Source organism: Campylobacter pinnipediorum subsp. pinnipediorum, from assembly GCF_002021925.1.
Taxonomy (GTDB): Bacteria; Campylobacterota; Campylobacteria; order Campylobacterales; family Campylobacteraceae; genus Campylobacter_A; species Campylobacter_A pinnipediorum.
This window is the reverse complement of record NZ_CP012546.1, coordinates 1,172,311-1,184,356: the sequence shown is the minus strand read 5'-3', so window position 1 is coordinate 1,184,356 and position 12,046 is coordinate 1,172,311. Positions and strand designations below refer to the sequence as shown.

Here is a 12,046-nt window from a genome sequence, read left to right as displayed (position 1 = left end):
TATTTTTAAATATGTTTTTTTTAATTATAACAAAATATTGATAAAATTAAGAAAAATTAACAGGATCTATATCTATATCTATATATTTATATTTATATTTTAGTTTTTGAGCCGTGTTTATTAAGCTTTTATATGATTTTGAGCGAATTAAAATTTCATATCTAAATCTTGAGCCTATCTTTTCTATACTGCACTTACCATAACCTATTAAATTTATGTTTTTTTGTTTTGTTGTTATATTTATTAAGTTGTTTAATATTTCATTGGCTGTGTTATCATTTTGATGGGATATAACAACTCTTAAAATTCTATAAAACGGTGGATATAAATTATTTCTACATTCTAAGTCGTATTGTATAAATTTATCATAGTCATCTAGGTATTTTTTAAAAAAATCTTTTTGTCTTGTTTGTAGTATTATAGTACCATCGCCTTTTCTTCCGGCTCTTCCTGAAACTTGTTTTACTAATGATAGGGTTTTTTCATACGCACGAAAATCAGGATAAGTAAGCAGCTCATCTACCCCCATTACTATAGCCAAATCAACATTATGATAATCATGCCCTTTGCTTAACATTTGTGTTCCAACCAAAATATCTATTTTTTTGTTGTTGAAATCTTTTAAAATTTTTACAAGCTTATTTTGTGTTGTTATTTCATCTCTGTCAAATTTTATAATATTTGCATTTGCGAATTCATTTTGTAGTTGTTCTAAAAGTTCACTTGTACCAATTTTTTTTGCTTCTATCATATTGCTTCCGCATTTATCACATGTGTTTGTAACAGGCATTTTAAACTCGCAGTATTGGCATTTTAGTATGTTTTCTTTTTTGTAAAAACTCATTCCTATGCTACAAAATGGACATTTTATTGTATCTGCACATTCTTTGCATGTTAGGTATCTAAAATTTGCCCTTGTTGGAAGACAGATGATTGCTTGTTTTTTGCTTGCAAGTGTTTTTTGTAATTGGTTAATTATTGTTTGTGATAATTGGGTTTCGGTTTCATCGTATATTATATTTTTATTTGATTTAAAAAATGTGCCTTTTAGTCTAAAGTGAGGAAATTTGTAAAAACTAGTAACATTTGGAGTGGCGCTACCAAGAACTGTTTTTATGTCCAATTTTGATGATAAAAATACAGCTAAATCTCTTGCGTTATAGTGTGGATTTGATATTGAATTTTTATAACTATCATCATGCTCTTCATCAACTATTATGATTTTTAGCCTTTCAAATGGTAAAAATAGAGCAGACCTCGCTCCTGCTATTAGTTTGATTTTGCCAGATATTAAATCTTTTAAAATTTGTTCTTTTTTTTTCTTTGTTATTTTTGAATGCCAAATACCGATACTGTCTCCAAAATAGTTTTCAAGCCTTGTTTGCATTTGTGGTGTTAATGAAATTTCAGGCATTAAAAAGAGTGCTTGGTTGTTATCGTTTAAAGCCTCTCTTATTAAACTTATGTAAATTTCACTTTTTCCACTACCAGTATCTCCAAACAATAAGCTATTTTTTTGATTTTTTATAAACTCAAATGCTTTTTGTTGCTCTTTGCTTAAAAGTGGTTTTTTTGCAAAATTTACAATTTTAAATATTTTTTGTCTATTGTTGCTTATTGTAAAGTTGTATTTTTTTTGTTGATTATCTATTTTTGGTTCAAATAAAGACAGAGAAGCTCCAAACTCACAAGTGTAGTAATAACTTATAAACTTACAAAGTTCTATTTGCATGCTTGTTAAATAAAAAGGTAGAACTTCTAAAATTTCTAGTGTTTCAAACTCAGGTTCTGTAGTTTCTGAAATCACAAAACCCATTATTTTTTTTGATCTTAAAGATACTAATACAGCTTTAAATAAGCATATTTCTACCTTGCTTTTGTAGGTTAGTATTTCTAAATTTAGTCCAGGAAATGAAATTTTATAATAAAAATTACTTTGCAAAACTTTATATTATTCTAATTGAGAACAAAGAGTGGTGTCGTGGTTTGGTTCACAAGTTAGTTTTCCATCTGCTTTCTTGTATTTAAATTTTACAGTTCTTCCTGATACTGTAAAGGTATATTCTTCATTGGGTTTTATTATTTTCCAACCATTTTTTCCGGTACTAGGTTTAATACCACCCATTGGCAAAATAGATCCAAATAATTTTCCATCTTTGTCTAAAGTTTCTGGATATTTAGGCTTTCCAAATAGTAACTTATCGTTATAATATACCATTATTGCTGATTTTACGGAAGCTAATTGAACTTTTGCGTTTTGTATTTCAGCATCAGTTCTTCCGAAATTCATTTTCATGATAGCTACGCCAGATAATATTCCTATAATTGTAATTATAAAAACCAATTCTATCATTATAAAAGCTTTTTTCATACACTAACCTTTATTTTAAATTCTTTTCTACATTTTCAAGGACTTCTTTTATATGGCACTCATTTATGTAGTTATCATAGCACTTTTGAACATAAGCATCTAGTAGTTCTTTTGGCGTAAGGAACTTTCTACCTCCAACAAAACCACCAAAATCACGCTCTAATACTCGTGCAAATTCATCATCTTCTATTGTTATTACGTAGTCTTTTGATGATATTGTGAGCGTGATTTCTTTTTTCATTATTTATTTAAAACTGCTTCTATTTTCTTTAAAACATCATCTGTTTCATTTGTCTTTTTATTCAGCTCTTCTTCTAAACGCATAATTTGATTTGTTTTTGCTTCGTTTTGAGCTTTTAATGTTACTATTTGATTGTGTAATTCTTCATTATCTTTGCATAAATCTTCATATCTTACCAATAGATCATTAACTTTACCTGTTAAAGTTGTTAGTACTTTTTCATCATCAAACATAATTTTTTGCCTTTGTATAAAATTTGAAGCCATATTTTATCATATAGTCTATAAAATTTTTATAATAAATAAAAAAGTTGTGTTAAAATATATAAAATAAATTTTGTAAATACAAAATATATAAGAAGGATAATTTGTCTGATTTTAAAATTTCATCAAAATTTAAGCCAGGAGAAGATCAAAAAAAGGCTATAAGTTCGATAGTAAAAAGTATAAAAAGTGGAAATAAATACAATACGCTTCTTGGTGTAACAGGAAGCGGTAAAACTTTTACTATGGCAAATGTTATTGCAAACTTAAAAATGCCAACACTAATAATGACTCATAACAAATCATTGGCCGCTCAACTTTATAGCGAATTTAAGGGATTTTTCCCGAAAAATCACGTTGAGTATTTTATAAGTTATTATGATTATTATCAGCCTGAGGCTTATATACCAAGAAGTGATATTTATATAGAAAAAGATAGCTCTATAAACGATGAGCTTGAAAGACTTAGGCTTAGCACGACCGCCAGTTTACTTAGTTTTGATGATGTTATTGTTATAGCTTCTGTTTCTGCTAATTACGGTCTTGGTGACCCTAGTGAGTATCAAGGTATGATTCAATATCTTAATGTTGGTGATGAAATAAGTCAAAAAAAGCTCTTAAGTAGGCTTGTTGATATGGGTTATACGAGAAATGATTCTTTTTTTGATCGTGGAAATTTTAGAGTTAATGGTGATGTTGTGGATATTTATCCTGCCTATTGGGGTGATGAAGCTTTGAGGGTTGAGTTTTTTGGCGATGAGATAGAACAAATGTATCATTTTGAAGTCTTGGATAATAAAAAGCTAAAAGATATTTCTAAATTTACTCTTTATGCAACAAGTCAATTTATAGTTAGAGAAGATAGATTAAAAACAGCAATTAAAGGCATAGAAGATGAGCTTAGCGAGAGGCTAGAGTTTTATCAAAAAGAGGGTAAGCTTGTGGAAATGCAACGCCTAAAACAAAGGGTTGAGTTTGATTTAGAGATGCTTTCTTCAACTGGTATTTGCAAGGGTGTTGAAAATTATGCAAGGCATCTTACAGGACTTAAAAGTGGTGCTACACCTTATACAATGTTTGATTATTTTGAGCTTTTAAATGGTGGTAAGTTTTTGGTTATAGTTGATGAATCTCATGTTAGTTTGCCACAATTTAGAGGTATGTATGCTGGTGATAGAAGCAGAAAAGAGACTCTTGTGGAGTATGGATTTAGATTGCCATCAGCTCTTGATAACCGCCCTTTGAAATTTGATGAGTTTATAAATAAAAATGCAAATTTTTTGTTTGTATCTGCTACTCCTAATGAACTAGAAGTAGAACTTTCAAAAGGACATGTTTATGAACAAATACTAAGACCTACAGGATTGTTAGATCCTGTTATAGATATCAAAGATAGTGACAATCAAGTTGAAACTTTATATGATATGGCGAAAGAGGTTATAGCTCGTAAAGAGAGGGTTTTAATCACTGTCCTAACAAAAAAAATGGCAGAAGAATTAAGTAGATATTACACTGAGCTTGGACTTATGGTCAAGTATATGCACTCTGATATAGATGCTATTGAAAGAAATGAGCTTATTCGCGGGCTTAGGAATGGAGATTATGATGTTTTAATAGGTATAAATTTATTAAGAGAAGGACTTGATCTGCCAGAAGTAAGTTTGATAGCGATAATGGATGCCGATAAAGAAGGATTTTTGCGTTCAAGAACCAGTCTTATACAAACTATGGGTAGGGCAGCAAGAAATGTGAACGGAAGAGTTGTTATGTTTTGTAAAAAAATTACAAAATCAATGCAAGAAGCAATAGATATAACCACTCAAAGAAGAAAACTACAAGATGAATATAATAAGATAAATGGTATAACTCCAAAAAGCGCAACAAGAAATTTAGAAGATAGTTTGCATCAAAATGATGATGCAAATTTGTATACAAAAGCTAAGAAATTAGAAAAAATGCCAGCTATTGAAAGAGCCAAAATAGTAAAAGAGCTTAAAAAACAGATGTTTGAAGCAGCAAATGCGCTTGAATTTGAAAAAGCAGCTGCTATCCGAGATGAGATAGCAAAGCTTAGGCAAATATAAAATAATATATTTTAAATTAAAGTTCAAAAATATCTATTGGTTCTTCTATTTTTAGGCATTCAAGCGAAATTCCATAGTTGTCTATTATTTCATCTTGTATTTTATTTAGTATCGCTTTTGTATCTTTTCCATCGTTTGGATAAGATACAACAAGATCTATAGGCTCTTCATTTAAAAACTCCTGTATTCCGGCTAAAAGTTTGCTAGCTCCATTTTTATTTGTTGCATATAAGATGGCTATAAAATGATTACCTTCATTGACTACAGCATCTGTGTTTCTTAGTATTCTTTCAAAGATCTCTTCATACCAATATATCGGATCCGGAAGTTTGAAATATATCAAAGAAAAGGAGTTGACTTCTTTTGCGTGTTGGTAATATCTTTTTATAACGGCAATTTCTAAGTCTATTAATGATTTTATATCTTTAGATTCAAATTTTTTTGCTGACATAATTTCTCCTATGTAAATTTGATTTTATTTTCTTATTATAACTTTCAAATTATCAAAAATAAATATATTTAATCCATTTTTATGTTCATAGTTTAAATTTAATTTATGAGAGTTTAAAATATTATTTACAATATAAAGCCCTAGACCAAAACTTTTTTGTGAGTTATAGCCTTTAATAAATGGTTGCATAAAGAAATTAAGATCGTTTTTTAATTTCTCTCCTTTGCTTATAATTTTGATGTTGTTTTCATTTACAATAATTTGCACTTTTTTATCTGTAGAGTATTTTATTCCATTATCTATCATGTTTTTTATAGCTATGCTAAAAAGTTTAAAATCCACATTTATTTTTAGATTTTGATTTTCTTTTATTTCGACACTATCTTTTTCTATCATCGCTATATCTATCGCTTCATCTATTATATCATCTACAAAGCAAGTTGTCTTATTCTCAAGTTCTATTTTTGATGTTGTTTGCTCTATAGCAGCTAATTCGTTTATTAGGTTCTCAAGCTTATCAAAAATTGATATAAAACGCTCTTTACTTTTGCAATGATCCATCATTTCAGCGACCAATCTTCCTTTTGTTATAGGTGTTTTGAGTTCATGCATAATATTTCGTAAAAACAAATGTCTAGAGTCATTTAGTGTTTTAATCTGCAATACAGCATCATAAAATGCTTGTGCAACATCTGAAATTTCATCATTTCCACTACTTACATTTTCTATATTTTCAAGGTCGTTTTGCGCAAATTTATTTATTTGACGTTTTAGTTTTCTTAGCGGTTTTAATTTATATATTACAAAAATATATGCAAGTAGTAATATAAACGAAATTATCCAAAAAATAACTTTTATAACTTCATATCTGTATGGTTGAAATTCTTTATCTTTTAGTAGTTTTATCTCATCAAGATGAACTATTTTAAGATAGTGATTTTTTTTATAAAGTAATATAGCAACAGTTCCCAAATCATCAGAAATTTCCTCTATAGTTGTTGACTTGTTTAAAATTGTATCTTTTGTTTTTTCATCTTCTATCTCAGGCATATCAACATTTTGCATACTTTGTTTGTATTTTTCTTCAGTTATTATTCCGCTCATATAAAAAATATTTGTTTGTGCTACATTTGAGTATTTGTTGTTTAGCTCTCTTGCATAGTTTTGTTTATCGTAGTCTATGAGCCATAAGAATGCAACTAGTATACTTCCAAATGCAAGTAAAAATATAGTTGTTATTGTTATAAATATAGAAGAGCGTTGCATTTAAATTACTAACTTGTATCCTATGCCCCTAATGGCATGGATATATTTTGGCTCTTTTGGATTTTCTCCTATTTTAGCTCTTATTCTACTTATTATTACATCTATGCTCTTATTTGTAGTATCTTCGTTTATGCTTTCACAGTTGTATATAAGCTCTTCTCTGCTTACAGCTCCACCTTGTTTTATTATGAGATATCTTAATATATCGTATTCAGCTACTGTTAAATTAAGTGGTTTATTTTTAAAAAGTATTTCGTGTTCATACTCTTTTAATATGAAGTCTTTTTTTTCTTTGTTTTCTATCTCTGTTTTTATATTTTCTCTTCTAAGGTGACTTCTTATTCTTGCTAATAGTTCTTGTGGATCGTATGGTTTTGGTAAATAATCATCAGCACCATTATCAAGCGCATTTACTTTATCTGTTATATCATGTCTTGCACTTGATATAATAATTGGTATATTATGAGCTTTTCTTATTTCTTTACATAATTCAAGACCATCTATGCCTGGCAGTGTTAGATCCAATATAATAAGATCAAATTTTTTAGTATTTAAGGTAGAGAGCCCAAGATAAGGCTCTGCTACTATTGTTACACTAAAATCATTACTTTGTAAATATTCGCTTAAAATTTCGGCTAATTCTAAATCATCTTCTATCATTAAAATTTCGCTCATAAAATTACTCCAAAATTTTTAGTTCATATTATAACTTTATTAGTTTAAATCTTGCCTAACTTTATATAAAAAATGTATATGTTTTGCATATTGCTCAACGATATCATTAATGATAGCACCTTTGCTCCATCCAATAACATCATAGTCTTGACCCCCCTCAGCAAGATAAACTTCCCCTCTGTAATACATGTCAAGCATATCTGAGGCAAACTCAGGCATTTGCGTTTTTATAAGTTTTACCCCATATATAAAATCTTGCTCTTCGCCAAGTTTTACAATAACTTCTATTTTGTTGTCTTTTATATTATATGTAAGATTTGCATCTAGATTATTGTTTTTAAACTCATCACATACCTCTTTAAAGGCTGGGCGAGCTACTGTATTTAAAAATCCTTTTGCATCATCTTTGTCAGGGTGTTCTATAATACCTTTTAATCTCTCTTTCCAGTCATATGTACCACCTCTAGCAAATGAAGCTACTATTGTATTTTGACTATCCTTTTTATATATATCAACATTAAGAGCCTTAAATAATCCGTATATAGATCCAAGTAGGGCTAATGTTAGCGGTAAAGCCGCTATCATTGTCATGCTCTGAAGAGCTGATAGCCCACCTATATATAAAAGAGTTGCAGATAATACACCTATCATTATTGCCCAAAATGCTCTTTGCCATTTTACTTGTTTATTGCTTCCTCTAAGGCATAACATATCCATAACTAATGCAGCTGAATCAGCAGAAGTTATAAAAAATAGAATAATCATAAATGTCGCTATTAAAGATAAAACAGAACTTAGCGGGAACTTTTCTAAAAATATAAATAATGCCAAAGAAACATCTTTATTTACCATTCCAACAAGTTCGGTAAATCCACCTTGAACTAGACTTATCGCGCTATTTCCAAAAAAGCTCATCCACATAAATGTAAAACCAGCTGGAACAAATAAAACACCAACAACAAATTCTCTTATGCTTCTACCGCGAGAAATTTTTGCTATAAAAAGACCAACAAATGGGGACCATGATAGCCACCACGTCCAATATAATATAGTCCAACCACCAAGCCAAGCATCATTTTGTTTTTTATACGCATATAGCTTGAATGTATCGCCAACAAAGGATGATATATAATTACCTGTGTTTTCAACAAGTGCTTTTAAAAGCTCTGTTGTGTTTCCTAAAAACAGTATAAAGAATAAAAACAATATAGCCAGAGCCATATTTGTATTACTTAAGATTTTTATGCCTTTATCGAGACCAGATAAAACAGATATAGTAACCAAAACGGTTATTATTGCTATAAATATTATTTGAGTTGTTGCTGAAATTGGCACTCCAAATAAATGATTAAAGCCAGCATTTACTTGCAAAACACCATATCCAAGTGATGTTGTAACACCAAAAAGAGTCGATACAACAGCAAAAATATCTACAATATCACCAAATTTGCCATAAATTTTATCTCCAACTATCGGATAAAATGCTGATCTTAATGTAAGTGGCAGATTATGTCTATATGCGAAGAACGCAAGAACTATTGCCACTATTCCATAAACAGCCCAAGCTGAAAAGCCCCAGTGAAAAAATGTTATTTTCATGGCTTCTCTTGCCGCTTCAATGCTCTGAGGTTCCGCATTTGGAGGACTCATGAAATGCATAAGTGGTTCGCCAACACCAAAAAACATTATACCTATACCCATTCCAGCTGAAAAAAGCATAGCAAACCAAGATATGTTTCCATATTGTGGTTTAGCATGATCTGGTCCAAGCTTTATACTTCCAAATTTGGAAATACAAAGATATAAAATACTAAAGAATATAACCGTTATACTAAGTGTATAAAACCAGCTAAATTTTATGCTTAGAAAATTTTGAATATCTTTTAGATATTTCAAAGTTGCTTCTGGAAAAATAATTGATAATATTAAAATTGCCAGAGAAACTATTATAGAACCATTAAATACTATAAAACTATGTGATTGTTTAAAATTAGTTTCCATATTACTCCTTGTTGATTTTATTTGTTTTTTGTAACTTTTATATTATATTTAACAATAATTAATAATTTAAAATAACATAAATTAAATTAAATAAAAATAAAAATATTTGTGTAAACACTTGGTTTATATTGAGTATAAAGATTTTATGTTTTTTGCTTATAGATGAGATTTAAAATAAATATATTATTTTTTTATATATTTTTAATATTTATTAAATTTAATGAATGTACTAATTGATATATTTTTATAAGAATTACATTATAAAAATATGTATTTTGTTTCAATTTTACACATTTGTTAATTTATTGTTATAAAAATATATTTTTTAATCTTTGTAAAAATAATGTAAAAATAACGATAAATTAATAAAAAAAATAATATCAATGTAAAAATAATGTAAAATTTTGTAATATTTTTATTATTTTTTGAAATTAAATTTCAATTAAGAAATAATACAAAAAATATCTTATTAAGATCAATTTTAATTTAAAGTATTAAAATTATATTAAATAAATGTTAAAGGTTAAAGGAGGATATAAATTTTATTATTAATGTAATTATAATGTAAAAAATTATTTACATTTTGCATTATTATGTGGTTGGGGGCTAAGTTAGACTTTTAAGGTCTTTTAAAATTGCTTAAATTAAGGAGGATTTATTATGAAACGAAAATCATTAAATATTTTATCAAAAGCCTGTATTGTAGCTTTTTGCTCTTTTGTTGGATTTTCTACATTACAAGCAAATGACAAAGATTTCAAAAATACATTTCAAAATGATGGTTTTAAACCTAGAACATTAATTGATGTAACCAAAGAAGATAAGTATTTCTGGGATTACTTGAAAGAAAATCACCCTGTTTTTAAATTTGAAAAAGAGGGTCGTTTGATCGGAAAATATAAACTTTCTAATCGTGATGAAGAATTTGTAGATTTTGGTGGCGGTAAGCAATATGCACAAAAAACTGGTAGACCAACTGCTATTACTTATCGTCTTGCTATGGAATCTTTTTTGGATTTTCCAAATAAATTCGTCGGACCACAAAAATGTGGTGAGTGTCACCCAGCTCAATATGCTCAGTGGGAAAGATCTCGTCATGCTAAAACATTAAGATGGCCAGAGGAATTAGAAGAAGTTGGCGGTGATGTAAAACAGGGTATGTATGGTACTGATGTTACTATTCTTGCTAAAGGTGTAAGACCAGATGATGTTTTTGCTATTATAGGAACTCCTAGAACAAAATATGGCTTTTTAGATAAATGGCTTGTTCGTGGAACTTACCATGTGGTTGATGGTACATTAGATGATCCAAACTCAAAAATAGTTGCTGGTGGTAATCAATTTTCTCTGAATTGGACAAAATTCTTAACTCCTGAAGTTGCACAAAAAATAAAAGATGAAGTAGTTTCAAACTTCCCGACTAAAATGGAAGAGTTTGGTGGAAACGGTTCTTATATATGGGGCATGAACTCATATGGTGCTAGTTATCAAAAATCATTTAAGTTTCAACCGGCAAGTGCTTACTGTGAAGTTTGCCACAGCTTTAAATTTGATTTTAAAAGTAAAGAAGAATTCTTGGGTGCATTAGGGGATGCAAAAGAGCTTAGAAAACATACTATTTCAAAAGGCATATCTTGTGAAGAGTGTCATGGTGCTGGTGCTCACTTATATGGTGCTAGAGGTGCTGGCATGGCTTCAAATTGTGAAAGATGCCACCAAAGATTCCAGTATCATGAAGATGATGCTAAATTAAATCCAAGAAAAGAATTTAATGCTTACTTTAAATCATCTTGCCCTGCTTGTGGAACAGAGGGTGCTCAAATGTATAGCACTATGCACTATGATAAAGGTCTAAGATGTAGCACTTGTCATGATCCACATGAAGTAACAGCTAATGATTGGAAAGACTCTTATACATTGACTGGATTAAAGAAAAATTGTAAAGATTGTCATGAGCCTCAAGCCGAAATGTTTAAATATGGTGGACCTCATGCTAAAGATAATTGTACTGGTTGTCATATGCCAAATATGATGAGTTGTGAAAACTTCCCAGCTATACAAAATCCAGATCTTGCAGGGTTTGATAACGTTAGAGCATCTCATATTTGGAAAATATTAGTTGATAAAGATAAAAAGACACTAAACCCACCTGCTGGAAAAGCTAGGGATCCTAAGGTTAAAGGCTGGAGACTAGCTCGTGAAGATGGAAGATTCTTTGTTGATCTTATGTGGAGTTGTGGTAGAACAAGCTTTGAAGATCCAAATTTAGTAAAACCAGGCGCAAGTGGATGCCATAGTGTAATTCAATCAACACTTCCAAAAGAGCTTCATTATAAAGATCAAGCCAGTATATATGAAGATGTTATGAAGTGGCAAAACCCTGTTAAAGATGGATATGCTAATATCGAGCAAATTCTTAGAAAAATAGACAAATCTTTGATTGAAAATAAAAAGATATCAGTTGAGTCAAAAACAAAAGTTCTAAGCTATGCTAAACAAGCTCAAGATATTTTAGATAGGATTAAAAAAGATGGTTCTTGGGGTGTTCATGGACCAAAATATGCTAAAAAACTTATAGATGAGGCATTGACATACGCTAATTATGCTCAAGATATCATTGATGGTAAGAGCAAATAGGTCAAAATAGCAAAAAAAAGAGAGATGATTCTCTCTTTAAATAACAAATAATTTAAG

Annotated in this window: 10 protein-coding genes; 2 read left to right on the top strand and 8 right to left on the bottom strand. The window is 29.4% G+C overall.

The window, feature by feature from the left end; all coding sequences use genetic code 11:
• Positions 1-46: 46 nt before the first annotated feature.
• Genes CPIN17260_RS06145 through CPIN17260_RS06130 form a run of 4 tightly spaced genes read right to left on the bottom strand, consistent with a single transcriptional unit; the run spans position 47 to position 2,845 of the window.
• Complete coding sequence (locus CPIN17260_RS06145) at positions 47-1,942, bottom strand: primosomal protein N' (RefSeq protein WP_078440748.1); 1,896 nt, start codon at positions 1,940-1,942, stop codon at positions 47-49.
• 9 nt (positions 1,943-1,951) lie between these two features.
• Entirely contained in the window at positions 1,952-2,353 is a 402-nt protein-coding gene (locus CPIN17260_RS06140) for a type II secretion system protein (RefSeq protein WP_141071284.1), read from the bottom strand.
• A gap of 28 nt (positions 2,354-2,381) precedes the next feature.
• On the bottom strand, positions 2,382-2,612 hold the full coding sequence (locus tag CPIN17260_RS06135; RefSeq protein ID WP_069632591.1) for a hypothetical protein: 231 nt from the start codon (positions 2,610-2,612) through the stop codon (positions 2,382-2,384).
• Positions 2,612-2,845: a hypothetical protein gene (locus CPIN17260_RS06130; protein ID WP_069632592.1), complete on the bottom strand. Its 234-nt coding sequence runs from the start codon at positions 2,843-2,845 to the stop codon at positions 2,612-2,614. The genes CPIN17260_RS06135 and CPIN17260_RS06130 overlap by 1 nt, the downstream gene beginning before the upstream one ends.
• A 134-nt stretch (positions 2,846-2,979) precedes the next feature.
• Between CPIN17260_RS06130 and uvrB the strand changes: the two genes are divergently transcribed.
• Positions 2,980-4,959: an excinuclease ABC subunit UvrB gene (gene uvrB / locus CPIN17260_RS06125; RefSeq protein ID WP_069632593.1), complete on the top strand. Its 1,980-nt coding sequence runs from the start codon at positions 2,980-2,982 to the stop codon at positions 4,957-4,959.
• A gap of 16 nt (positions 4,960-4,975) precedes the next feature.
• Here uvrB and CPIN17260_RS06120 read toward each other — a convergent pair whose 3' ends face one another.
• Genes CPIN17260_RS06120 through CPIN17260_RS06105 form a run of 4 tightly spaced genes read right to left on the bottom strand, consistent with a single transcriptional unit; the run spans position 4,976 to position 9,352 of the window.
• Positions 4,976-5,410: a pyridoxal-5'-phosphate-dependent protein gene (locus tag CPIN17260_RS06120; RefSeq protein WP_078387865.1), complete on the bottom strand. Its 435-nt coding sequence runs from the start codon at positions 5,408-5,410 to the stop codon at positions 4,976-4,978.
• A gap of 24 nt (positions 5,411-5,434) precedes the next feature.
• The gene (locus tag CPIN17260_RS06115) at positions 5,435-6,676 is read right to left on the bottom strand and encodes an ArsS family sensor histidine kinase (RefSeq protein WP_069632595.1); all 1,242 of its coding nucleotides are present in this window, start codon (positions 6,674-6,676) and stop codon (positions 5,435-5,437) included.
• Complete coding sequence (locus CPIN17260_RS06110; RefSeq protein WP_069636235.1) at positions 6,677-7,351, bottom strand: response regulator transcription factor; 675 nt, start codon at positions 7,349-7,351, stop codon at positions 6,677-6,679. It abuts the gene before it with no gap.
• A gap of 39 nt (positions 7,352-7,390) precedes the next feature.
• Complete coding sequence (locus tag CPIN17260_RS06105) at positions 7,391-9,352, bottom strand: BCCT family transporter (RefSeq protein WP_069632597.1); 1,962 nt, start codon at positions 9,350-9,352, stop codon at positions 7,391-7,393.
• Between the two features lie 660 nt (positions 9,353-10,012).
• Between CPIN17260_RS06105 and CPIN17260_RS06100 the strand changes: the two genes are divergently transcribed.
• Positions 10,013-11,989, top strand: coding sequence for a cytochrome c3 family protein (locus CPIN17260_RS06100; RefSeq protein WP_069638028.1), 1,977 nt, complete (start codon positions 10,013-10,015; stop codon positions 11,987-11,989).
• The last annotated feature ends 57 nt before the right edge of the window (positions 11,990-12,046 follow it).

Bases quoted from the DNA above. Each gene is read 5' to 3' on its own strand.
- CPIN17260_RS06115 (WP_069632595.1), bottom strand. From the start codon at position 6,676: ATGCAACGCTCTTCTATATTTATAACAATAACAACTATATTTTTACTT.
- CPIN17260_RS06100 (WP_069638028.1), top strand. From the start codon at position 10,013: ATGAAACGAAAATCATTAAATATTTTATCAAAAGCCTGTATTGTAGCT.
- CPIN17260_RS06120 (WP_078387865.1), bottom strand. From the start codon at position 5,410: ATGTCAGCAAAAAAATTTGAATCTAAAGATATAAAATCATTAATAGAC.
- CPIN17260_RS06140 (WP_141071284.1), bottom strand. From the start codon at position 2,353: ATGATAGAATTGGTTTTTATAATTACAATTATAGGAATATTATCTGGC.
- CPIN17260_RS06105 (WP_069632597.1), bottom strand. From the start codon at position 9,352: ATGGAAACTAATTTTAAACAATCACATAGTTTTATAGTATTTAATGGT.
- CPIN17260_RS06130 (WP_069632592.1), bottom strand. From the start codon at position 2,845: ATGTTTGATGATGAAAAAGTACTAACAACTTTAACAGGTAAAGTTAAT.
- CPIN17260_RS06135 (WP_069632591.1), bottom strand. From the start codon at position 2,612: ATGAAAAAAGAAATCACGCTCACAATATCATCAAAAGACTACGTAATA.
- CPIN17260_RS06110 (WP_069636235.1), bottom strand. From the start codon at position 7,351: ATGAGCGAAATTTTAATGATAGAAGATGATTTAGAATTAGCCGAAATT.